Origin of the sequence: Streptomyces sp. NPDC089919 (genome assembly GCF_040684615.1) — a bacterium.
GTDB lineage: Bacteria > Actinomycetota > Actinomycetes > Streptomycetales > Streptomycetaceae > Streptomyces.
Genome location: NZ_JBFBGK010000045.1, coordinates 1 through 22860, shown reverse-complemented (window position 1 = coordinate 22860; position 22860 = coordinate 1). Strand labels below are relative to the sequence as shown.

General features: G+C 75.5%; 16 protein-coding genes. 9 read left to right on the top strand and 7 right to left on the bottom strand.

All coding sequences use genetic code 11. The features are described from left to right. The first annotated feature begins 71 nt into the window (after positions 1-71). The 5 genes from recQ (at position 72) to AB0O40_RS19370 (ending at position 5820) form a co-directional block, all read left to right on the top strand. Positions 72-2117 (top strand): DNA helicase RecQ, encoded by a 2046-nt coding sequence (gene recQ / locus AB0O40_RS19390; protein ID WP_365042745.1) that lies wholly within the window; start codon positions 72-74, stop codon positions 2115-2117. Positions 2118-2209: 92 nt separating this feature from the next. Next, positions 2210-2773 carry a PadR family transcriptional regulator gene (locus tag AB0O40_RS19385; protein WP_365042742.1) on the top strand — a complete coding sequence of 188 codons (564 nt, stop codon included), beginning with the start codon at positions 2210-2212 and terminating at the stop codon, positions 2771-2773. Positions 2774-2887: 114 nt separating this feature from the next. After that, entirely contained in the window at positions 2888-4606 is a 1719-nt protein-coding gene (locus AB0O40_RS19380) for an acyl-CoA dehydrogenase family protein (protein ID WP_365042739.1), read from the top strand. Between the two features lie 241 nt (positions 4607-4847). Further along, on the top strand, positions 4848-5285 hold the full coding sequence (locus AB0O40_RS19375) for an STAS domain-containing protein (protein WP_365042736.1): 438 nt from the start codon (positions 4848-4850) through the stop codon (positions 5283-5285). Continuing rightward, a complete protein-coding gene (locus AB0O40_RS19370) occupies positions 5272-5820 on the top strand; it encodes an ATP-binding protein (RefSeq protein WP_365042733.1) in 549 nt (182 codons plus the stop codon). Before AB0O40_RS19375 ends, AB0O40_RS19370 begins: the two co-directional genes overlap by 14 nt. On the opposite strand, the gene AB0O40_RS19365 is transcribed toward AB0O40_RS19370, so the two are convergent. The 3 genes from AB0O40_RS19365 to AB0O40_RS19355 all read right to left on the bottom strand — a co-directional run bounded on the left by AB0O40_RS19365 (position 5759) and on the right by AB0O40_RS19355 (position 9694). After that, positions 5759-6670, bottom strand: coding sequence for a SigB/SigF/SigG family RNA polymerase sigma factor (locus AB0O40_RS19365; RefSeq protein WP_365042730.1), 912 nt, complete (start codon positions 6668-6670; stop codon positions 5759-5761). The genes AB0O40_RS19370 and AB0O40_RS19365 overlap by 62 nt on opposite strands. Before the next feature lie 56 nt (positions 6671-6726). Then, positions 6727-8517 (bottom strand): glycoside hydrolase family 15 protein, encoded by a 1791-nt coding sequence (locus tag AB0O40_RS19360; RefSeq protein WP_365042728.1) that lies wholly within the window; start codon positions 8515-8517, stop codon positions 6727-6729. Between the two features lie 76 nt (positions 8518-8593). Then, on the bottom strand, positions 8594-9694 hold the full coding sequence (locus AB0O40_RS19355; RefSeq protein WP_365042725.1) for a glutamate--cysteine ligase: 1101 nt from the start codon (positions 9692-9694) through the stop codon (positions 8594-8596). Between the two features lie 123 nt (positions 9695-9817). Between AB0O40_RS19355 and AB0O40_RS19350 the strand changes: the two genes are divergently transcribed. The 4 genes from AB0O40_RS19350 to AB0O40_RS19335 all read left to right on the top strand — a co-directional run bounded on the left by AB0O40_RS19350 (position 9818) and on the right by AB0O40_RS19335 (position 14272). Further along, on the top strand, positions 9818-10147 hold the full coding sequence (locus tag AB0O40_RS19350; protein ID WP_365042722.1) for a plasmid stabilization protein: 330 nt from the start codon (positions 9818-9820) through the stop codon (positions 10145-10147). 38 nt (positions 10148-10185) lie between these two features. Further along, positions 10186-10707, top strand: coding sequence for a DUF6328 family protein (locus tag AB0O40_RS19345; RefSeq protein WP_365042720.1), 522 nt, complete (start codon positions 10186-10188; stop codon positions 10705-10707). A 119-nt stretch (positions 10708-10826) separates the two neighbouring features. Beyond that, positions 10827-13256: a SpoIIE family protein phosphatase gene (locus AB0O40_RS19340; RefSeq protein WP_365042717.1), complete on the top strand. Its 2430-nt coding sequence runs from the start codon at positions 10827-10829 to the stop codon at positions 13254-13256. Continuing rightward, entirely contained in the window at positions 13253-14272 is a 1020-nt protein-coding gene (locus tag AB0O40_RS19335; protein WP_365042715.1) for a serine/threonine-protein kinase, read from the top strand. Before AB0O40_RS19340 ends, AB0O40_RS19335 begins: the two co-directional genes overlap by 4 nt. Positions 14273-14304: 32 nt before the next feature. Here the strand turns inward: AB0O40_RS19335 and AB0O40_RS19330 are convergent, their stop codons facing one another. The 4 genes from AB0O40_RS19330 to AB0O40_RS19315 form a co-directional block, all read right to left on the bottom strand. Beyond that, positions 14305-14565 (bottom strand): helix-turn-helix transcriptional regulator, encoded by a 261-nt coding sequence (locus AB0O40_RS19330; protein ID WP_365042712.1) that lies wholly within the window; start codon positions 14563-14565, stop codon positions 14305-14307. Positions 14566-14812: 247 nt separating this feature from the next. Continuing rightward, positions 14813-16708, bottom strand: a complete 1896-nt coding sequence (locus AB0O40_RS19325; RefSeq protein ID WP_365042709.1) for a SpoIIE family protein phosphatase — start codon at positions 16706-16708, stop codon at positions 14813-14815. A 117-nt stretch (positions 16709-16825) separates the two neighbouring features. Then, positions 16826-17530: a 4'-phosphopantetheinyl transferase superfamily protein gene (locus AB0O40_RS19320; protein WP_365042706.1), complete on the bottom strand. Its 705-nt coding sequence runs from the start codon at positions 17528-17530 to the stop codon at positions 16826-16828. A gap of 10 nt (positions 17531-17540) precedes the next feature. After that, entirely contained in the window at positions 17541-22391 is a 4851-nt protein-coding gene (locus AB0O40_RS19315; protein ID WP_365042703.1) for an aminotransferase class I/II-fold pyridoxal phosphate-dependent enzyme, read from the bottom strand. Positions 22392-22860: the final 469 nt, after the last annotated feature.

Sequence of the window (22860 nt, the reverse complement as noted above, 5' to 3'; positions counted from 1 at the left end):
GCGCATCTGGCTTCGGGGTCGGTGTGCCCGAGTCCGTCATGAGTGTCACCGCGGGTCGCTAGGCTTCTCGGATGGCTCTTCCCGACCCTTCCCCCGAGATCTCCGACGCCCTCCAGGTGCTCCACCGCGTCTTCGGTTACAGCTCCTTCCGCGGCGAGCAGGAGGAGATCATCGAGCAGGTCGTCGGTGGCGGCGACGCGCTCGTGCTGATGCCCACCGGCGGCGGCAAATCCCTCTGCTACCAGATCCCGGCGCTGGTCAGAGCGGGGACTGGCGTGGTGGTCTCGCCGCTGATCGCGCTCATGCAGGACCAGGTGGACGCGCTCACCGCCCTCGGGGTCCGGGCCGGCTTCCTCAACTCCACCCAGGACGTCTACGAGCGGCAGGCCGTCGAGCAGGCGTTCCTCGCCGGCGAGCTGGACCTGCTCTACCTGGCGCCCGAGCGGCTGCGCACCGAGGGCACCCAGCGGCTGCTGGACCGCGGCGAGGTCTCGCTCTTCGCCATCGACGAGGCGCACTGCGTCGCCCAGTGGGGCCACGACTTCCGGCCCGACTACCTCGCCCTGTCGATGCTGCACGAGCGCTGGCCGAAGGTGCCGCGGATCGCGCTGACCGCGACGGCCACCGAGGCCACCCACGCCGAGATCGCCACCCGGCTCGGCCTCGGGGAGGCCAAGCACTTCGTCGCCAGCTTCGACCGGCCCAACATCCAGTACCGGATCGTCCCCAAGGACAACGCCCAGAAGCAGCTGCTGGAGCTGATCCGCACCGAGCACCCCGGCGACGCGGGCGTCGTCTACTGCCTCTCCCGCTCCTCCGTGGAGAAGACCGCCGCCTTCCTGGTGGAGCAGGGCATCGACGCCGTGCCGTACCACGCCGGCATGGACGCCCGGGCCCGCGCGGCCAACCAGTCGCGCTTCCTGCGCGAGGACGGCGTGGTGGTGGTGGCCACCATCGCCTTCGGTATGGGCATCGACAAGCCCGACGTCCGCTTCGTGGCCCACCTGGACCTCCCGAAGTCCGTCGAGGGCTACTACCAGGAGACCGGCCGCGCCGGCCGCGACGGGGAGCCGGCCACCGCCTGGCTGGCGTACGGCCTCCAGGACGTGGTCCAGCAGCGCAAGCTCATCGACGGTTCCGAGGGCGACGAGCAGCACCGCCGCTCGCTGGCCGTCCACCTGGACGCGATGCTCGCGCTCTGCGAGACGGTCGACTGCCGCCGGGTGCGGCTGCTCGCCTACTTCGGCCAGTCCGGCGAGCCCTGCGGCAACTGCGACACCTGCCTGACGCCGGCCGAGTCCTGGGACGGCACCGTCGCGGCGCAGAAGCTGCTCTCCACGGTCTGGCGGCTGGCCAAGGAGCGCCGGCAGAAGTTCGGCGCCGGCCAGATCATCGACATCCTCCAGGGCAAGAAGACCGCGAAGGTCATCCAGTTCGACCACGACCAGCTCTCCGTCTTCGGCGTCGGCGCCGACCTCGGGGCCGGTGAGTGGCGCGGGGCGGTCCGGCAGCTGCTGGCGCAGCGGCTGCTCACGGTCGAGGGCGAGTACGGCACGCTGGTCCTGACGGACGACAGCGGCGAGGTGCTGGGCGGCCGGCGCACCGTCCAGATGCGCAAGGAGAAGGCCCCGGCCCGCAGCGCCCGCAAGGAGTCCGGCGGGAAGTCGGGCCGGGCGGCCCGGGTGCCGGCGGACCTGCCGGCCGCGGCCGTCCCGGTCTTCGAGGCGCTGCGCGCCTGGCGGGCCGCGACCGCGCGCGAGCAGGGCGTGCCGGCGTACGTCGTCTTCCACGACGCCACCCTCCGGGAGATCGCGACCCGGCTGCCGGCCACGGTCGCGGAGCTGGGCGAGATCGGCGGGGTCGGCGAGGCCAAGCTCGCCAAGTACGCCGAGGGCGTCCTGGAGGCCCTGGGCGAGCACGCGGGCGACGCCCCGGCGGCCGGGGCGGAGGCCGGGACCCCGGCGGAGCCGGCGGCCGCGGCCGTCCCCGCGGCCCGGCCCGCGAAGGAGCCGGCGCCCGCCCGCCCGGCGAAGGCCGCCGCCCCCGCCGCCCCGCAGGAGGACGAGCCGCCGTTCGACTTCGACGACAGCGAGCCGCCGTGGGACGACTGGGAGTGAGCCCCGCGCACTGACCCCGGCCCGGGTGAGCCGTGTCTCACCCGGGCGCAGGCGCTTGTCTATGCAACTCGTTGCATAGAAAGATCGGGGGCATGGCGCTCGACCACGCGATCCTCGTCTCCCTGCTGGAGCAGCCCGGTTCCGGTTACGAACTGGCCCGCCGCTTCGACCGCTCCATCGGCTACTTCTGGACCGCCACGCACCAGCAGATCTACCGCGTCCTCAAGCGCATGGAGGGCGACGGCCTGCTCTCGGTCCGCGAGGTGCCGCAGCAGGGCCGCCCCGACAAGCGGGAGTACTCCGTCGCCGGCCCCGGCCGGACCGCCCTCTCCCGCTGGCTGGACGAGCCGATCGAGCCGGAGAGCATGCGCCACGACCTCGCCGTGAAGATCCGCGGCGCGGCCTTCGACGACCCGGCCGCCCTGATCGGCGAGGTCGCCCGGCACCGGCAGGCGCACGCCGACCGGCTGGCCCACTACCTCGCCGGCGAGCGCCGGGACTTCACCGAGCCCGGCACGCCCGGCCCGCTCGACGCCGGACAGGAGCTCCAGCACGTCGTGCTGCGCGGCGGCATCGCCTACGAGCGGATGACCATCGCCTGGCTCGACGACGTGCTCGACACGCTCCACCGCCTCGGCGGGTCGCCGCCCGCCTGACCCCGCGGCCGACCTCCGCCCGTCCCGGCCGCGCCCGCCCGGCGCCTCCCGCGCCCGGCGGCCCCGGGCCGGGCCCCGCCCTTCGCCCCTCAACCTCCCGGAAGGTGTACCCCCGTGTCCGACCCCCTGCTGTTCAACCCGCGCACCTACGACCCGGCGCACTTCGACGCCGAGACCCGCCGGCTGCTGCGCGCCACCGTCGACTGGTTCGAGGAGCGCGGCAAGCGCCGGATCATCGAGGACTACCGGACCCGCGCCTGGCTCGGCGACTTCCTCGGATTCGCCGCCAAGGAAGGGCTGTTCGCCACCTTCCTGACCCCGGCCGCCGCGGCCGGCCGGCCGGACCAGCGGTGGGACACCGCCCGCATCGCCGCGCTCAACGAGATCTTCGGCTTCTACGGCCTGGACTACTGGTACGCCTGGCAGGTCACCATCCTGGGCCTCGGCCCGGTCTGGCAGAGCGAGAACGCCGAGGCCCGCGCCCGCGCCGCCGAACTCCTCGAGCAGGGCGAGGTCTTCGCCTTCGGTCTGTCCGAGAAGACCCACGGCGCCGACATCTACTCCACCGACATGCTGCTGGAGCCGGACGGCCACGGCGGCTTCCGCGCCACCGGCTCGAAGTACTACATCGGCAACGGCAACGCCGCCGGACTCGTCTCCGTCTTCGGCCGCCGCACCGACGTCGAGGGCCCCGAGGGCTACGTCTTCTTCGCCGCCGACAGCCGCCACGACGCGTACCACCTGGTCAAGAACGTCGTCGACTCCTCCAAGTACGTCAGCGAGTTCCGGCTGGAGGGGTACCCGGTCGCGGCCACCGACGTCCTGCACACCGGCCGCGCCGCCTTCGACGCCGCCCTGAACACCGTCAACGTCGGCAAGTTCAACCTCTGCACCGCCTCCATCGGCATCTGCGAGCACGCGATGTACGAGGCCGTCACCCACGCGGCCAACCGCATCCTCTACGGCCGCCCGGTCACCGCCTTCCCGCACGTGCGCCGGGAGCTGGCCGACGCCTACGTCCGGCTGGTCGGCATGAAGCTCTTCAGCGACCGCGCCGTGGACTACTTCCGCTCGGCCGGCCCCGAGGACCGCCGCTACCTCCTCTTCAACCCGATGACGAAGATGAAGGTGACCACCGAGGGCGAGAAGGTCATCGACCTCATGTGGGACGTCATCGCGGCCAAGGGCTTCGAGAAGGACACCTACTTCGCCAACGCCGCGGTCGAGATCCGGGGCCTGCCCAAGCTCGAGGGCACGGTCCACGTCAACCTGGCGCTGATCCTGAAGTTCATGCACAACCACCTGCTCGAGCCGGTGGAGTACCCCGAGGTGCCCACCCGCCTGGACGCCGCGGACGACGACTTCCTCTTCCGCCAGGGCCCGGCCCGCGGCCTGGGCGCCGTCCGCTTCCACGACTGGCGCCCGGCCTACGACGGCTACGCCCACGTCCCGAACGTCGCCCGGTTCCGCGAGCAGGCCGACGCCCTGTGCACCTTCGCGGCCACCCTCGCCCCCGGCGAGGAGCAGGGCAGGGACCTGGACTTCCTGCTCTCCGTGGGCCAGCTCTTCGCGCTGGTGGTGCACGGCCAGCTGATCCTGGAGCAGGCCCGGCTGACGCAGCTGGACGAGTCCGTCCTCGACGAGCTGTTCTCCGTGCTGGTCCGGGACTTCTCCGGGCACGCCGTGGAGCTGTACGGCAAGGACTCCGCCACCCCCGACCAGCAGGCCTGGGCGCTGGACGCGGTCCGCCGCCCGGTCGTGGACGAGGAGCGGGCGGCCCGCGTCTGGGCCCGCGTCGAGGCGCTGTCCGGCGCCTACGAGATGCAGCCGTAAGGGCGGCCTTCCGGGCGAATGCCCCGGAAGGCACCGGGTAGGCGCACCCCGAGAGGGGCGCGCCCGCCCCGCCGGGCGCCGCGGAAGGGAGCGCTGATGTCCATCGACATGGCCGCACTCGTCGGCCACCGGGTCGAGGCGACCGACGGCCAGCTGGCCCTCCGCCCGCTCGTCGAGCAGTACGACGCGAACCGCCACATGTGACGCTGGTGTGGACACGCACCGGCAACCGGAGGTTCCCATGACACCGGAAGCACCGCTGCCGACGCCCCCCACGGGGAGCGGTCCCGCCGCCGCGGACCCGGACGAGCAGTTCGCCGTCGAGGTACGGCCCCGGGAGGGCGTCGTGGTCCTGCTCCTCAGCGGGGAGCTGGACCATGACACCGTCGGGCCGCTGCGCGCGGCCCTGGACACCGCGCTGACCGGTGCCCGGCCCCGCCTCGTCGTCGACTGCGCGGGCCTGCGGTTCTGCGACTCCACCGGCCTCAACGCCCTGCTGCGGGCCCGGCTGGCGGCCGAGGCGGCCGGCGGGCGCCTGGAGGTGTCCGGGCTGCCCCCGGTCGTGCGGCGGCTCTTCCGCCTCACCGGGGCCGACGAGGTGTTCGCCGTCCACCCCGACCTGGAATCCGCGCTCGCCACGCGCCCGGCCGACTCGGGAGGCAGCCGTGACGCGGAGTGAGGGGCCGCCCGGGGTCCTCGCCCGGCGCCCGGCGGAGCAGACCCGCCGGCTGCTGCTGCGCGGCACCTCGGGCGTGGTCGGCCGGTGCCGGGGCTTCACCCGCGAGGCGCTGGACGACTGGCGGTGGCTGCCGGCCGGGGAACCCGGCGCCGGGCCGGCCGGGTCCCCGGACGGTGACGGCGCGGACCCCCTGGACGAGGAGCGCCTGGCCGTGGCCGAGGACGTCCTCCTGCTGGTCTCGGAAGTGGTCACCAACGCCTGCATGCACGCGGGCGGTCCCACCGAGCTGGTCCTGCACCACACCGCGGAGCGGCTGCGGATCGAGGTGAGCGACGGGAGCCCGGAGCCGCCGCGGCCCCGGCCGGGCCGGGGCCCCGCCCAGCCGGGCGGTCACGGCCTGGTCGTCCTGGGCCGGCTGGCCCGCGCGTGGGGCTGGCGCCCCACGGAGGCCGGGAAGACCGTGTGGCTGGAGGTCATCCCGCCGCCGGCGGGTCGGCCAGCAGCCCCTCCCGCAGGCCCCCGAGCGTCCGGCTGAGCAGCCGGGAGACGTGCATCTGGGAGATCCCGAGCCGGTCGCCGATCTCCGCCTGGGTCAGCTCCCCGCCGAAGCGCATCGCAAGGATCTCGCGGTCCCGCTCGGAGAGGCTCGCCAGCAGCGGCTTGAGGGCTTCGACGTACTCGACGTGCTCGTAGGCGGGGTCCTCCGCGCCCGGCGCGGCGCGCTCCGGGCCTGGGTCCTCCTCCTCCGGGGCGGGACCGTCCAGGGACCAGGCCGAGTAGGCCTGCGCGGCCTGCCGGCCCTGGGCCAGCTCCGCGCCGGTGATGCCGAGCCGGGCGGCCAGCTCGCCCTCGGTGGGGGTGCGGCCCAGCTCCTGCTCGAGCGCGTCGGCGGACTTGGCGATGTTCTGCCGCATCTCCTGGAAGCGGCGCGGCACCCGGACGGCCCAGCCGGTGTCCCGGAAGTGCCGCTTGATCTCACCGGTGATCGTGGGGAGCGCGAAGGTGGTGAACTCCACGCCCCGCGTCACGTCGTACCGGTTGATGGCCTTGATCAGGCCGACGGTGCCGACCTGGACGATGTCCTCCATGGGCTCCTGCCGGCCCCGGAAGCGCCGCGCCGCGTACTTGACCAGGCTGAGGTTGAGCTCCACCAGGGTGTTGCGGACGTAGGAGTACTCGGCCGTGCCCTCCTCCAGCGCGTGCAGCCGCCGGAAGAGCACCCCGGACAGCACCCGGGCGTCGCCGGTGGCGGCCTTGAGCGGTTCCGCCATCAGCTCCGCCACCGGCGCGTCCAGGGCCGCCGGGCCCGGTGCGCTCTCGGCTTCCGCGTTGCCGGCCTGTGCGTTCTCGGTCGGTGCGATCTCGGTCTGGGTCGTGTGTGTCATAGGGACGGGCCTCCGAACCGGTGTCGGTTCCACCCGTTTCATACCCGTTTTGCCGTTCAGCGACCCTTCTCGGTCGCGTCCAGGCCGGCCGCGGCCTCCAGGAGCAGCGCGTGCACGAAGGCCTGCGGGAGGTTGCCGCGCAACTGCCGCTGCTCGACGTCGTACTCCTCGGCGAAGAGGCCGGCCGAGCCGGCGGCCGTGCGGCTCCGCTCGAACCAGCGGCCGGCCGCCACCGTCCGGCCCTGCACCAGACTGGCCGAGGCCATCATGAACCCGCACAGCAGGAAGGCGCCCTCGGCCTCGCCGGGCTCCGCTCCGGGCTGCCGGAAGCGGTACACGAAGCCGTCCGAGCCCAGCTCCCGGGCCACCGCCTCGAGGGTGGCCGCCGAGGCCGGGTCCCCGGCGGGCCAGTAGGGCGAGGCCAGCGGGCGCAGCAGGGCCGCGTCCGGCCCGGCGTCCGTCGCGGAGCGCTGCCAGTACCCCGACGGGTGCAGGCAGCGCCGCCGGGTCGCGGCCAGGATCGTGTCCGCCAGGGCGGACCGGCGGTCCGCGTCCGGCCCGCCGAGCTCCCGGGCCGCGGCCCGCAGCCCGGTGACCGCCGCCAGCCGGGAGTGCGTCCACCAGGCCGGCTCCAGCTCCCACAGGCCCGCGTCCGGCCGGTCCCAGTTCTCCTCCAGGGCCGCGACCGCCACCGCCGCCGCCCGGTGCCCGTCCGCAGGCAGCCGGTCCTGCCGGGCGGCCGTCGCCAGCAGTTCCAGCACCTCCCCGAAGGTGTCGAGCTGGAACTGCGACCCGGCGTCGTTCCCCGTCCGGTCCGCGGCCCCCGGGTACCCGCAGAGCGGCAGCCGCCGCTCGGCCGGCACCGGCGAGCCGTCGGTCCGGTAGGCGGGGCGCAGCTTCGGACCGTCCGCGAGCACCCGCTCGACGGCCACCCGCACGGACGCGTCGGTCAGCGGGTGCGGTCCGTGCAGCGCCAGCGCCTGGCCCGCGTAGCACTGGTCCCGCAGCCAGGCGTAGCGGTAGTCGTAGTCCCGGTCGGTGCCGGCGTGCTCGGGCAGGGAGGTGGTCGCGGCGGCCACCATCGCCCCTGTCCGGGGGTTGGTGAGCCCGGTCAGCACCGCGTACGCCTGGGCGACGTCCCGGGCCGCGGTCAGCCCGTCGCAGGAGGGCACCGCCGCCGCCCAGAACCCCTCGGTGCGCCGCCAGGCCGCACCCGGCTCCACCGGCGGCCCCAGGGGCCGGTCCGCGGCCTCCAGGACCAGGTCGTGCACCCCGCCCGCCGGCACCTCCAGGACGGCGGTCAGCTCACCGTCCGGGCCGGTACGGGCCTCGGGCACGCCCCGCAGCCGCACCCGCAGGTCTCCCCGGGTGCCCTCCCACATCCCCTCGCCGGTGCGCCGCAGCCCGGCCGCCGGCTCCGTCCCGTACCCGCCCGACACCGCCAGCCGCACCACCATCCGGGCCGGTCCCCGGACCGCGCGGATCCGCCGCAGCAGCACCGCCCGGTGCGGGTCGGCCGGCGCCGCCAGGGCCTCCCGGCACTCCACCACCGCGTCCGGCCCCAGCGTCCAGCGCTGGGTCCAGACGAGCGAGCCCGCCGCGTACGAGCCGCCGGAGACCGCCCAGGACGCCTCCGGGCGCACCCCGAAGGCGCCGGCGCCGCCGATCAGCTCGGCGAAGACCGCGGGGTCGTCCCAGCCGGGCAGGCACAGCCACACCACGTCCCCGTCCGGCCCGGTCAGTGCCCCCCGCTCGCCGTCGGCCAGCAGGGAGTACATGCGCAGCGGCCGCGGGACGTGCCGGCTGCCCGGGCGGGGTCCGGTGGCAGGGCGGGCCGTGGGGATCACCCCTCTCTCTCGTTCCTCCGCGCGCTTACCCCGGCCGGCCGGGCTTACGCCGGACCGGACGGCGCGCCCCGCCGGCTCAGGCCGCGGCGGTGGTGGCGGCCAGGGCGTCGACCACGTCGGTGAGCCGGCCGTGCCGGCGCAGCACCGCGCGCTGCCGGGCGGCCCCGCTGCCCTCCCGGCGCAGCCGTCGCAGCAGCTCGTCCACCAGCTCCCGGTCCCCGGCGGCCTCCAGGCCCGGCGCCGCCCGCGCCCGCAGCCGCTCCACCAGGGCGTCCGCGGGCAGCCGGTCGCCGCTGAGCGGGTCGAGGCCGCAGCCCGCGAGCCCCTGGGCGGCGGCCAGTTCATGGGCCCGGCGCAGCCGCTGCTCGGGCACCTGCGGAGGTGGCCGGCCCGCGGCCGCCTCCTCCAGCAGGCTCGCCGCCAGGCCCCGGACCAGCGCCGCGACCAGCACGACCGTGTCCAGGTCGGCATTGGTGTCCGCGACCCGGATCTCCAGGGTGGGCACGTGCTCGGAGGGGCGGGCGTACCAGTAGACCATCGCCCGGTCCATCAGGATCCGGTGCTCGACCAGCTCGCTCACGTACGCCTCGTGCTGGGCCTCCCCGAGCAGCGGGGCCGGGCCCACGGTGGGCCAGCGGCCGAACTCCTTGAAGCGCCAGCTGTCGAAGCCGGTGTCCCGGCCGAGGGCGAAGGGGGAGTTGCCGGTCAGCGACTGCACGGCGGGCAGCCACGGACGCATGTGGCCCGCCAGGGCCAGTGCCCCGGCCCGGTCGAAGCTTCCGATGTGGACGTGGCAGCCGCAGACCAGGCCGTCGTACGGGCTCACCAGGGCGGCGAACCTCCGGGCCATCCGGCGGTAGCGGTCGGTGTCCGTGACCGTCAGCGGCCGGCTCGGCGGTACCACCGGCGTGCCGGTGGCCACCAGCAGGCAGCCGGCCGCCGCGGCCGCCGCCGACAGGGTCCGGCGCAGCCGGGCCAGCTGCCCGCGCAGTGCCGCCGTGCCGTCGACCGGTTCGGTGCACCCCTCCACCTGGGCGGTGAAGAACTCGGTCTGCACCCGCTCGCCCAGCTCGCGGGCCGCCGCGGCGATCACCGCGGGCGCCCGGCCCACCGGCCGCCGGCTGTCGCGGTCGACCAGCAGGAACTCCTCCTCCACCCCCATCGTCAGCACGGTCATCGGGACTCCCTCGCCAGTGGACCAGGGCGGTTACCCCGGATCGCGGGCCGCATCCCCGTGTGTGACGGCCGGGTCCGGGGGTAGCCGCCGGACTGACCAGTGACCTCGGGCACGGGAGGAACCATGCCGCGCAGTTGGAGCGACAAGCGCGAACGCCAGTACGAACACATCAAGGAGAGCGCCGAGGACCGCGGGGCGAGCGCCAAGAGGGCCAAGGAGATCGCGGCCCGCACGGTCAACAAGGAACGCGCCCGCGCGGGCGAGTCCGAGACGGCGAGCAGGACCTCGACCGAGGACATGTCCTCCGGCAGGCGCGGCGGGCAGCGCTCGCACAGCGGCGCCCAGGGCCGCACCAAGGAGCAGCTGTACGAGGAGGCCAAGCGCCGCAACGTCCACGGCCGCTCCGAGATGACCAAGGCCCAGCTCCTCGAGGCCCTGGGCGGCGAGGGCTGACCGGCGGCGCGGGGCCCGGGCACGAGAGGCGGTCCGGCATGGCGAAGGACGCCGAGCGGCGGGACGACCGGCCCGGCGACGGCCGCCACGAGAGCGCCAACGAGCGGGCGGACCGCCAGTGGCAGGAGCTGATGCAGGAGATCAGGGTCGCCCAGACCGGCGTCCAGATCCTCTTCGGCTTCCTGCTGACCGTCGTCTTCACCCCGAAGTTCCAGGGACTGCCGCAGAGCGACAAGTCGATCTACATCGCCACCGTGCTGCTCGGTGCCCTGGCCACCGGCGCCCTCATCGGACCGGTGGCCTTCCACCGGGTGGTCGCGGGCCGCCGGATCAAGCCCCAGGCCGTGTTCTGGGCCTCCCGGCTCACCTTCATCGGACTCGTGCTGCTGCTCGCCACCTTCACCTCCGCGCTGTTCCTCGTGCTGCGGGTGGCCACCCACGGCGTACTGGTGCCCTCGCTGGTGAGCGGGGTGTTCCTCTGGTACCTGCTGTGCTGGTTCGCGCTGCCGCTGTGGGCCCGGTCCCGCCACACCGACGAGCTGGGCCCGCCGGACGGCTGAGCCCCCGCCGGGTTCAGGCCAGCGGGGTGTGGGAGCTCATGTCCGGCGGCTACCCCCGGACGGCCGTGCCGAACGCCCCGGCCCGGCCCCGGCGCCCCCCGGCGTGGCATGCTCGATGCATGGCAGGCGATCCGCTGCTTCCCGAGGCCGGCGACGGCGGCGCGGCGCCCGAGGTGCTGGCCCTGGCCAAGGTCGTGGCGAGACTGCGCGCCGAGGTCGTGGACCTGGAGGGCGTCGCCTCGGTGACGGCCGTCGTCGAGCGGGCCAAGGGCGTGGTGATGGCCCAAAGCGGGGTGTCGGCGGACGCCGCGCACCAGCTCCTGGCCGACCGGGCTGAGCGTCGCCGCCGGACCCTCCTGGAAGAGTGCTGGATCACCCTGGGCCGGACCGGGGTCGGCCCGGTGACCGTGCCGCCGGAGGCCGCCCGCCCCGAACCGGACGAGGAGCCCGAGCCGGGCCTGTCGCCCTTCAGCAGCAACCGCTACGTCGTCGGCACCGGCGGGCCCGGGGGCCGGTCGGTGCTCGCCCGGCTGGCCCAGGACCTGACCGCCGCCCGGACCGCCGACGACGTCGCGGAGCTGCTGCTGGCCGGACTGGGCGGGACGCAGGACGTCACGGCCGTGATGGTCTACCGGACCACCGCCACCGGCAGCCTGGAGCTGACCGGGCGGGCCGGGGTGGACGACGACCTGGCCGACCAGTGGAGCCACGTCCCGCCGCTGAGCGGGGTGGCCGCACTGGAGGCCCTGGCGGCCGCCGAACCGGTGTGGCTGGAGGACGCCGAGCGGGACGCGGCCCGGCACGTGCTGATCGGCGACGCGCCCGACCGGTGGCCCTCCCGCGCCTGGCTGCCGGTACCCGGGGGACCCCCGCCGACCACGGTGGTCGGGCTGTTCAGGTCGCGCCCGGGCCCCTTCGGCGCGGGGACCCGGACGCTGCTGCGGCGGGCCGTGCGGCTGTGCGCCGGGCGGCTGCGCGAGGACGGCGGGCCCTACGGCGCCGACGCGGCCACCGGCGACGCGGCGGCCGTGCAGGCGGTCTTCGACGCCCTCTCGGAGCCGGCCGTCCTGCTCACCCCGCTGCACGCGCAGATGGGGGAGGTGGAGGACTTCCGGATCGACGCCGCGGCCCCGGAATCGGTGGACGTGGCCGGCCGGCGCGGCCGGGAGCTGGTCGGCCGCCGGATCCTGGAGACCTACCCGACCGTGGCCGGCACCCCGCTGTGGGAGGGGTACCTGACCACCCTGGCCACCGAGACGCCGTACGAGGGCGAGCCCTTCACCTACGAGGAGGTCACCGCCGGGGTCCCGCAGAAGTCCGTCTACTCGGTGCGCGCGGCGAAGCTCGGCGACCGCCTGGTGGTCTCCTGGGTCCGGCACGACACCAGCGAGCGCGAGACCCGCCGGCTGGCCGAACTCCAGCGCCTGGGGAACCTGGGCTGGGCCAGCTGGGACCTGACCACGGACACCATCACCTGGTCGGACCAGGTCTTCACCGTCTTCGACCGGGACCCGGCGCTCGGGCCGATGACCCTGGAGGAGCTGCCCCGCCACCTGGTCCCCGACGACCTGCCCCGGCTGGGCGCGGCCGTCGAGCGGTTGCTCGGCGAGGGCGAGCCCGTGGACGAGCCCTTCCGGATCACCACCGGGCGGGGCGTGCGGCACCTGCGGATCGTCGCGGAGGCGCAGCGCGACGCCGACGGCGCCCCCGTCGAGGTGCACGGCTTCTTCCAGGACCTCTCCGTGCTCCGGGACGCGGAGATCGCGCTGGTCGACAGCGCCCGCGCCAACCTGGTCCAGCGCGGCATGCTCCAGGCCGAACGCGCCCTCGGCGCCCGGCTCCAGGAGACCCTGCTGCCCCTCGCGGAGCAGTCGCTCGAGCTGGCCGGACTGTGCGTGGACGTGGCCTACGTGCCCGCCGACACCGGCCTCAACGTCGGCGGCGACTGGTACTCCGCCATCGAACTGCCCGACGGGGGCGCGCTGTTCGTGGTGGGCGACGTGGCCGGGCACGGGCTGTCCGCGGTCGGCACCATGGCCCAGCTGCGCTTCACCGCCAAGGGCATGGCCGTCACCGGCTCCCGGATGCCCGATGTGCTGCGCCGGCTCAACAATCTGCTGCTGCACACCGCTTCGGCCCCGGAGGGCGCCACCGCCACCATGGTCATGGCCCACTACCACCCCTCGGACCGGCTGCTGACCTGGGTCCGGGCCGGCCACCTGGCACCGCTGCTGGTCCGGGACGGCGAGGCGCGCTACCTGCCGCAGCCCCAGGGCTGCCTGCTGGGCGCCGCCCTCGACTCCTCGTACGGCCAGTCCGTGCTGGAACTGCTCCCCGGCGACCACCTGCTCTTCTACACCGACGGGCTGGTGGAGGACCCGGGCGAGGACATCGACCTGGGCCTGGACCGGCTCGCGGAGACGGCCCGGGAGCTGCTGCGGGCCGCCCCGCCCGAGGCGCTGGCCCGGTCGCTGGCCGCCCTGCGGCCCGGCAACCGCGACGACATCTGCGTCCTGCACCTCAACCTGGCGGACGGGGACGACGGGTGAGCGGATCGGACCTCATCGGCAGGCAGATCGCCGGCTACCGCGTCGAGCGCCTGATCGGGCGCGGCGGCATGGCCGTCGTCTACTGCGCCAAGGACCTGCGGCTGGACCGGACGGTGGCGCTCAAGCTGATCGCCCCCGAGCGGGCCCGGGACGAGACCTTCCGGCGCCGGTTCGCCCACGAGTCCCGGGTCGCCGCCGCCATCGACCACCCGCACATCGTCCCGGTCTTCGAGGCCGGGGAGACCGACGGGGTGCTCTACATCGCGATGCGCTACGTCCCCGGCCCGGACCTGCGGGGGCTGCTGAAGAAGGAGGGCCCGCTGCCGGTCCCCGCCGCGCTGCGGATCGCCGCCCAGGTGGCCTCGGCGCTGGACGCCGCCCACCGGCACGACCTGGTGCACCGGGACGTCAAACCGGGCAACATCCTGATCGGCGCGGGCACCGACAGCGACCACCCGGAGCACGTCTACCTGACCGACTTCGGCCTGACCAAGCGGGCGTTGGCGCCCACCGGCTTCACCATGGCCGGCGAGTTCGTCGGCACGCTCGACTACATGGCGCCGGAGCAGATCTCCGGGCGGCCGGTGGACGGCCGCTGCGACATCTACAGCCTCGCCTGCGTGGTGTACGAGACGCTGGCCGGGGGCCCGCCGTTCCAGAGCGAGGACCACGCGGCGATCCTCTGGGCCCACCAGTACGACCCGCCGCCGCCGCTCACCGGACGGCGGCCCGGGGTCACCCCCGCCCTCGACGCCGTCTTCGGGAAGGCGCTGGCCAAGGTCGCCGAGGACCGGTACGGGACCTGCCTGGAGTTCGTCGGGGCGCTGCGGTCGGCCGCGGCCGGGAGCGCGGAGCCGGCGCCGCCGCCGGCCCGGCCGGCCACCGTCCTCGCCGAGGTGGTCCCGGCGGCCGGGCCGCCCCCGCCCGCGGGCGGGCGGCCCACGGACGGCTCACCGCCGCCGGGACCGCCGGACTGGGCCCGGCCGGTCTTCGGTGACCGGCCGGGCGGGGGATAGGTAGCTGGGAAGAGAGGGGGGGAAGCGGTCCGTCACAAGCCCAGGGCGATGGCCATCCGGGTCATCTCCGCGGTGGTGTTGATGCCCAGCTTCACGCGGATGCGGCGCAGGTAGGCGTCGACGGTGTGCTTCGAGAGCCCCATCGAACGGGCCGTCTGGAGGTAGGTCCGACCGGCGGCGATGTGGCGCAGGGCCTCCTGCTCACGCGGGGCCAGCGTCGGCGCCGGGGCCTCCTGCGGAGCGGACTGGGTGGGGACGGAGACGGTCATCGGGGCGGCGAGGGTGAGGCTCATGGGATTTCCTCCGACGGATCGGTGGTTCATCACGGGGATCACTCACTGCTCGCGTCTTCGGAAGCAGAAGGACATGTGGCGAGATGTCGCGTTTTGTCCTCTGCTAAAAGCTTCGCGGCGGCACGTCATCACGACGTCCGCCGACTGTCACAGGCGTGAAACAGGGGTCATATGTGCAGGTCAGAGCCTTGAACCCGAAGGGGAAAACGGGAACCACAAGGGCTCAGGGGCCGTCCGGGAGCGGACGTCACGGCTCGATCAGCGACTGCTCGGCCCAGATGGTCTTGCCCACCGCGGCCGGCCGGGTGCCCCACCGCTGGGTCAGCTGGGCCACCAGCAGCAGGCCCCGCCCGCCCTCGTCGAAGGTCCGGGCCCGCCGCATCCGCGGGGCGGTGCTGTTCGCGTCCGAGACCTCGCAGATCAGCGTGTCCTTGTCGTGGATCAGCCGCAGCTCGATGGGCGGCGCCCCGTACCGGATCGCATTGGTGACCAGCTCGCTCACCAGCAGCTCGGTGACGAAGGCGGCGTCGTCCAGCCCCCAGGCCGTCAGCTGGTCGGTGGCCTGCCGGCGGGCCTGGGCCACGTACTCCGGGTCGGCCGGCACGTCCCAGGAGACGACCTTGTCCGAGTGCAGCCCCCGGGTGCGCGCGACCAGCAGCGCCACGTCGTCGTCCGGCCGGTGGGTGAGCAGCGCCGTCAGCACCCGGTCGCAGACCGTGTCCAGCGAGGCCGCCGGCTGCGCCAGCGCCCCGAACATGCTGTCCAGGGCCTCGTCGATGTCGTGCTCCCGGGCCTGCAGCAGCCCGTCCGTGTACAGGGCCAGCACACTGCCCTCGGGCAGCTCGGCCTCCAGGGTCTCGAAGGGCAGCCCGCCCAGCCCCAACGGCGGCCCGGCCGGCACGTCCAGCACGTACACCGAGCCCTCCGGGGAGACCACCGCGGGCGGCGGGTGCCCCGCCGTCGCCAGCGTGCAGCGCCGGCTCACCGGGTCGTAGACCACGTACAGGCAGGTGGTGCCGATACCCCCGGAGGCGTCCTTGTCGGTCTCGTCGGCCGACAGGTGGATGATCAGGTCGTCCAGGTGGGTCAGCAGCTCGTCCGGCGGCAGCTCCACGTCCGCCAGGGTCCGCACCGCCGTCCGCAGCCGCCCCATGGTCGCCGAGGCCCGGATGCCGTGGCCCACCACGTCGCCGACCACCAGGGCCACCCGGGCACCGGAGAGCGGGATGACGTCGAACCAGTCGCCGCCCACCCCCGCCTCGGTGCCGGCCGGGAGGTAGCGGTGGGCGATCTCCAGCGCCGAGTGCTCCGGCAGCTTCTGCGGCAGCAGGCTGCGCTGCAGGGTCATGGTCGTGGTGTGCTCCCGGCCCGGGGCCACCGGCTCCACCGGCAGGTCCAGCGCCGGGCGGTCCGCCTCGGCCCGGGACCGGTCGTGCACCGCCGCGCAGACCGCGCGCACCCGGCCGTCCGGGTCCCGCAGCGGGGCCAGCGAGGCGGTCCAGGCACCGCCCGGGGTCGTCCCCGTGGGGCGGAAGAAGGAGGCCACCGACTGCGGACGGCCGGTCTCCAGCACCAGCCGGATCTTCCGCTCCGTCTCGTCGCTCACCGGATCGGGCACGATCTCCGGCAGCCGCAGCCCCACCATCTCCGCCTCGGTCAGCGCCAGCGCCCGCTCCATCCCGGCATTGGCGCGCACCAGCCGCAGGTCCCCGTCGAAGACCGCGAGGGAACACGGCGACTGGGCGAAGGCCCACGCGTCCAGCAGCTCCTCCCGGGGGGCGGCACCGCCCGGGACGGCCGAGACCACGAACCACTTCGCCACGCCCTCGGTGGAGGTCCAGCGGTGCGCCAGCACCCGGGCCGGCACCGCGTGGCCGTCCCGGTGCCGCAGTCCCACCGGGCCGCTCCAGCGCTCCTGCCCGGCCGGGATCCGCCGGGCCCTCTCCGCCGCGTCGTCGGCCAGCAGCCGGGCCGCGGGCCGTCCCACCACCTCGGCGGCCGGGTACCCCAGCAGCCGGCCGGCGCCCTCGCTCCACTCCGTCACGATGCCCTGTTCGTTGACGGTGGCGGCAGCGGTGTAGCCCGGACCGGCGCCGTCCGCCGGGTCCGGGAGCTCACCGGGAGGGGTGGGAGGTCGCTCCATCGCCGATCATCTCGCCCTCGGTCGTTCCGTTGCCGTCGCCCCCGCGGGGCACCCGCACGGCCAGGAGATCCACTGACAAGCATGATCCAGCGGGCCGAAGAGCACCAACGGGGCGCGTCACGGCGACGCGCTCCCGGCCGGCCCCGCGGGTACGAGGACCAGCGCCAGCACGACGCCCTCGGCCCGCCACACCATCGCGCGGCGCCCGCCGCCCAGCCGCGGCGGGCACAGGCCGAGCAGCGGGACCCGGCGCGGCGCGTCCCCGAAGACGCTGCCCCGGTCGGCCTTGACGGCGGCCTCCTTCAGCGCCCACGCCCCGGCCAGCGCGGCGGCGCCGGCCGTGTCCGGATCCCCGGGTCCCCCGCCCCCGGCCGCGCCGACCAGGGCGCGCTCCGCCGCGGTGAAGACGTGCTCGGCGACCCGCCGCACCGCCCCGGCCGAGGTGGTCTCGCACAGGTCCACCCCGACCGGCACCGGCGCCAGGGCCGCCGCCACGTAGCGCTCGGTGTGGCTGACCGACAGGTGCACCCCCGGCGCGGGGACCCCGTCCAGCAGGGCGTACGGGGACCCGTCCGGCCGGGGCAGGACCGCCAGCCGCTGCGGCGGCAGCCCGGTCACCTCACCCAGCAGCCGCTTGGCCAGCAGCCGGCCGGCCAGCCACTCGGCCCGCCGGCCGGCCGGCAGCACCCCTGCCACCACCCGCTCGGCCGGGCCGAGCCACGGCGTCCCGTGCAGGTCCGACCGGCGGGCCACCAGCAGGCCGGCCCCGCTCCAGCTGCGGAGCCGCCCCGCTTCGCCCATCGGGGCGAACACGCCGTCCACGACCCGCACCTCAGGCCGCCGCGGCGGCCGCGTCCGGCTGCCGCAGCCCCTCGGCCAGTGCGGCCACGGTGCGCCGGATCTGCTCGGGCGTGTGCGCGCTGGTGACGAAGAAGCGCAGCCGCGCCAGCTCCTCCGGCACGGCCGGATAGAGGATCGGGTTGACGCTGACACCGGCCCGGAACAGGTGCTCCGCGAGCCGCAGCGTCCGCAGCGAGTCCCCGACGATGCACGGCACGACCGGGGTCTGCCGGCTCGCCCCGGTGTCCACGCCCGCCTCCCGCGCCAGACCGGTGAAGAGCGCGGCGTTGGCCGCCAGCCGGGCCACCCGCTCCGGCTCCGCGCGCAGCACCCGTACGGCCGCCAGCGAGGCCGCGGTGTCCGCCGGGGTCAGCCCCGCGCTGTAGACGAACCCCGGCAGCGTGTAGCGCAGGTAGTCGACCACCGCGCGGCTCCCGGCGACGTAACCGCCGCAGCTCGCCAGCGCCTTGGAGAGGGTGCCCGACCACAGCTCGACCTCCGTGCGGTCGACGCCGTGGTGCTCGCCGACGCCCCGGCCGGTCGTCCCGACGGTGCCGATGCTGTGCGCCTCGTCGATCATCAGGAGCGCGCCGTGCCGCCGCTTGACCTCGATCAGGGCCGGCAGGTCGGCGATGTCCCCGTCCATGCTGTACACGCCCTCGACCACCACCAGCACCCGGCGGTACCGGTCCCGGACCCGCCCGAGCAGGGCGTCCAGGGCCGCCGCGTCGTTGTGCGGGAAGGGCCGGCGGGTGGCGCCGGAGAGCCGGCAGCCCTGGAGGATGCTGTCGTGCGCGAGGGCGTCGTGCAGGACCAGGTCCCCGGGCCCGACCAGGTGCCCGATCACCGTGACGTTGGTGGCGTGGCCGTTGGCCAGCGTCACCGCCGCCTCGCAGCCCAGCAGCTCCGCGAGCTCGGCGTCGAGCTCCCGGTGGAGCGGCCGGCTGCCGGACAGCAGGCGGCTGGCCGAGGCCGAGGTGCCGTACCGCTCGATCGCCGCCCGGGCCGCCCCGGCCACCCGGGGGTCGGTGGCCATGCCCAGGTAGTTGTAGCCGGAGAACGAGATCAGCTCCCGCCCCCCGACCAGGGTGGTGTCCGTCAGGCCGCGTTCGTGGACGAGGAAGTACGGGTTGGGCAGCTCCAGCCCGGTGAGCGCGGCCAGCCGCTCACGGTGGGCGGTGACCTCCGGGAAGCACTCGATCCGGGTGTGCTCCTCGGGCGGGGCGGCGGGGGCGGGATCCGCGGGCGGCGCCGGCGCGGCCGCCCGCTCGGGCCCGGCGGCGGGCGGCGGGGCCTGCGCCTCGCGGGCGGCGGCCGGGTCCGGTTCCGGCTGCGGTGCCGCCGCCGGTACGGGATCCGGGGCCGGGCCCCGCTGGCCGGGCACCGCGGGGACGCCGGCGAGCTGGGCGGTCAGGCCTCCGATCGTCGGCCGGTCGGCGGTCCGCTCGTCGAAGGACCACTGCGGCCACTGCCGCCGCAGGGCGGTGAAGAGGTCCGTCAGCATCAGCGAGTCGAAGCCCAGGTCGTCGACCAGCAGCTGGTCGGCCCGCAGGTGCGCCACCGGGAACGCGCCGATCCGGGCCACGTGGGCGAGCACCGCGTCGGCGACCTCCGGCGGGGGTCCGTCCTGCCGCTCCGGCACCGACTCGGGCCGCAGCTGCTCGGGCTCCGGCCGCACCGGGTCCGGCTCCGGCCGCTCCCGTTCCGGCAGGGTGTCGGCGAGGCCGCTGAGCAGGGTCACCTGCTGGTGCACCAGTTGCAGCACCTCGAACATCAGGAAGTTCATCGGGTGCGCGGTCGGCCGCCCGGCCGGGCGGTCCGCCGGCTGCCGGCCGGCCGATACCTCCGGGGCCACGGCCTCGGGGGCCACCGCGACGGGCGTCGCCCCCTCCGGCGCCGTCGCCTCGGGCGCCTGCGCGTCCGGCGCGGCAGCGGCTCCGGCCGCGGTGGGCTCGGCCGGGCGGCGGCCCGGGACCCAGTGCGGGCGGCCGTCGAGCCGGGCCACCGGCAGGTCCAGCAGCCGCCGGTCCGCCCCGGCCACCAGGACCCGCGGGTCCACCGGCACCCCGAGCACCGTCAGCCGCGCCAGCGCCCGGACGAAGCCCTGGCCCTCGTCCGGCTCGCCGCCCCCGCCGGACACCGCGTACACGTCCGGGTACTCGGGCAGGCTCCGCCGGACCGCGGTGAGCAGCGAGTTGCCGCCGGTCACCTGGAGGAAGATCCGGGCCCCCGCCCCGTACGCGGTGCGCACCGCCTCGCCGAAGCGGACCGGCGCCGAGGCGTGCCGGGCCCACAGCTCGCGCAGCTGCCCGGGGTCGGCGCACAGGGCCGCGTTCACCGACGAGACGAAGGGCAGCACCGGCCGGCGGACCGGGCGGCCCGCCAGGTCCGCCCGCAGGGCCTCCTCGACGGAGGCCAGCAGCGGCGAGTGGAAGGCGTGGGAGACGGCGAGCGGCACCGTCACGACCCCGGCCGCCGTGCAGGCCGCCGCGAGGGCGGCCAGGCCGTCCGTACTGCCGCTGACCACGACCTGCCGCGGCTGGTTGAAGCAGGCCAGCCACACGTCGTCGATGCCGTTCATCAGCCGCCGGCAGGTCTCCTTGTCGGCCTGCACCGCGAGCATCCCGCCGCGCCCGCCGGTCTCGGCGCTCCGGAGCAGCGCGCCCCGGTGCACCAGCAGCCGGACCGCCTCCACCGGGCCGAGCGCCCCGGCGACGGTGGCCGCGGCGAACTCACCGACGCTGTGGCCCAGGGCCAGGTCCGGCACGACCCCGCAGTCCGCGAGCAGCCGGGTGGCGGCGATCTGCACGGTGCCGAGCAGCGGCTGGCAGACCTCGGTGCCGGTCAGCCGCTCCCGCAGCGCCCGCTGCGCGCCCGCGGTGACCGGCTGCTCGCCGTACAGCAGCCCGGCCAGGTCGACACCGGTGTGCCGGTGGGCCAGCCCGCTCAGCACGTCCACCGCGCAGCGGTAGCCGTCGAAGCGCTCGTACAGGTCCCGCAGCATGCCCGGCCGCTGGCTGCCCTGGCCGGGGAAGAGGAACGCGACGCGGCGCTCCCCGGGCGGCAGCGGGGCGTCGGCCGCGTAGGCGCCGTCGCCCAGGTCGCCCCGGGTGCCGTCGGCGAGCTGCTGCCGGGCCCGGCGCAGCCGCGCCGTGAACGCCGCGGTGCTGTCCGCGACGACCGCCAGCCGGGCGCTCAGCACCGCCCGACCGCCCAGGGTGTGCGCCAGCGCCGCGATCGGGGGCGGCTGCGCCCCGGGCGCCTCCAAGGCCTCCAGCAGGTCGCCGGCGTACCGGTCCAGGAGCTCCGGGCTGCCCGCCGAGAGCAGCACGAGCTGCGGTACGGCCGGCTCCGGGCGGACCGGGGGCCGGGTCGCGGCCGGTCCCGGCTCCTGCTCCAGGACCACGTGGACGTTGGTGCCGCCGAAGCCGAAGGAGCTCACGGCGGCCCGCCGCGGGGCGTCCCCGGCGGGCCAGGGCCGGGCGGTGTCCGCGATCCGCAGGCCCGCGGCGCCGAGGCCGGGCTCCGGGCGCGGGGCGGTGGCGGGCTGCGGCACGATCGTCCGGTGGTGCACCACCAGGGCCGCCTTGATCAGGCCCGCGATGCCCGCCGCCGAGAGCGCGTGACCGATGAGGGCCTTGCCCGCACCGAGGTAGCACAGGCCCGGGTCCTCGTCGGGGTACTCGGTGCGCAGCCGGCGCAGGGCCTCGAGCTCGGCGCGGTCGCCGGCCTCCGTCCCGGTGCCGTGGGCCTCCAGGAACGAGACCGACGAGGGGGCCGCACCGGCGTCGTCGTAGGCCCGGCGCATGGCGCGCAGCTGCCCCTCGGGCGTGGGTACCAGCGGCCCGGGGGAGGCGCCGTCGTTGGCCGAGCCGATGCCCTTGATGACCGCGTACACCCGGTCCCCGGCGGCGAGCGCGTCGGCCAGCGGCCGGATGACCACCACGCCCGCGCCCTCGCCGAGGACGAAGCCGTCGGCGGCCTCGTCGAAGGGCCGGCACACCCCGGCGGCGGACAGCGCCCGCAGCCGGGAGAAGCCGATCAGGCTGTCCGGGGTGAGGTTGAGGTAGACCCCGCCCACCACCGCGATCGTGCAGCCGCCGCGGCGCAGCTGGGCCACGGCCTGGTCCAGGGCGACCAGTGAGCCCGAGCAGGCGGCGTCCACCGCGAAGCTGGGTCCGCCCAGGTCGAACTGGCGGCTGACGGTGCCGGCGGCCATGTTCAGCAGGCTGCCCGGCAGCGTGTACGACTGGACGGTGCCGAGCCGGCCGGCCCGCTCCCGGACGGCCGCCAGGGCGCCGGGGCCGGTGGTTTCCCCCGCCTCCTCGGCCTGGGATATCGCCCGGATCGGGGCGGTCATCAGGTCCTTGTAGTCGGAGACCGAGACACCGAAGAAGACCCCGGTGTTCTCCCGGTCGAAGTCGCCCCGGCCCAGGCCCGCGTCGTCCAGGGCCTCCCGGGTGACGTCCAGCATCAGCCGGTGCTGGGGGTCCATGGCCCGGGCCCGGGCCGGGGGCACCCCGTAGTGCAGTGCGTCGAAGCGGTCCACACCCTCCAGGAAGGCCACCTGGTCGGTGTAGGCGGTGTGCGCGGCGGACCGGTCGCCGGGCTCGTGGAAGGTGCCGTGGTTCCAGCGCTCGGGGGGTACGGCGGAGAACTGCCGCTCGCCGCCGAGCAGCAGCCGCCAGTAGGCGCCGACGTCGGGTGCGCCGGGGAACCGGCAGCCGATGCCGGTGATGGCGATGCCGTCGAAGGCCGGGGCGGGCCGGGACGGTGCGTCCTGAGCCGGTGCGTCCTGAGTGGGGGCGTGCGGGGCCGGTGCGTGCGGGGCCGGGTCGTTCATGACGGGGATTCCTTGTCGTCGGGCACCCGCTCGCGGGCGCCTGGGGCTTCCACCGTCCCCGGCCGTCGGCGACGGCCCCAGCCCCGGCAATTCGTCACTTGACAGGAGGCGCGGCGAGGGGCACAGGAGAGCGGCATCCCGGCCCGGCCGGGGCTTTTACCCGGGCCGGCCGTGGCCGTCAAGTCCCGTATTGCAGTGACGTGCCCGGCCGGCCCCGCCGGGGTTTATTTGAAGCACGCCCCACCGGAAACCTCCGGCGGAGAACGAGAAACCGGGTGAATTCCCCTTCTCTCTCGCGGGGCCTCTTAAAAGAAACCCCTTATCGCGAGTGGAGAACCATCATGTTCGAGCTTTCCTTTACCCGTCGTGCCCTTCTCGCCGGTTCCTCGCTGCTGCTGGTCGGCGGCGGAATCGCCCTCCCGGCCACCGCGATGGCCGCCCCGGCCCCGCAGCACGCCGTCACCTTCGT

Excerpts from the sequence above, each read along its gene's own strand:
- recQ (WP_365042745.1), top strand. The coding sequence starts at position 72 with ATGGCTCTTCCCGACCCTTCCCCCGAGATCTCCGACGCCCTCCAGGTG.
- AB0O40_RS19385 (WP_365042742.1), top strand. The coding sequence starts at position 2,210 with ATGGCGCTCGACCACGCGATCCTCGTCTCCCTGCTGGAGCAGCCCGGT.
- AB0O40_RS19375 (WP_365042736.1), top strand. The coding sequence starts at position 4,848 with ATGACACCGGAAGCACCGCTGCCGACGCCCCCCACGGGGAGCGGTCCC.
- AB0O40_RS19365 (WP_365042730.1), bottom strand. The coding sequence starts at position 6,670 with ATGACACACACGACCCAGACCGAGATCGCACCGACCGAGAACGCACAG.
- AB0O40_RS19355 (WP_365042725.1), bottom strand. The coding sequence starts at position 9,694 with ATGACCGTGCTGACGATGGGGGTGGAGGAGGAGTTCCTGCTGGTCGAC.
- AB0O40_RS19350 (WP_365042722.1), top strand. The coding sequence starts at position 9,818 with ATGCCGCGCAGTTGGAGCGACAAGCGCGAACGCCAGTACGAACACATC.
- AB0O40_RS19345 (WP_365042720.1), top strand. The coding sequence starts at position 10,186 with ATGGCGAAGGACGCCGAGCGGCGGGACGACCGGCCCGGCGACGGCCGC.
- AB0O40_RS19340 (WP_365042717.1), top strand. The coding sequence starts at position 10,827 with ATGGCAGGCGATCCGCTGCTTCCCGAGGCCGGCGACGGCGGCGCGGCG.
- AB0O40_RS19330 (WP_365042712.1), bottom strand. The coding sequence starts at position 14,565 with ATGAGCCTCACCCTCGCCGCCCCGATGACCGTCTCCGTCCCCACCCAG.
- AB0O40_RS19325 (WP_365042709.1), bottom strand. The coding sequence starts at position 16,708 with ATGGAGCGACCTCCCACCCCTCCCGGTGAGCTCCCGGACCCGGCGGAC.
- AB0O40_RS19315 (WP_365042703.1), bottom strand. The coding sequence starts at position 22,391 with ATGAACGACCCGGCCCCGCACGCACCGGCCCCGCACGCCCCCACTCAG.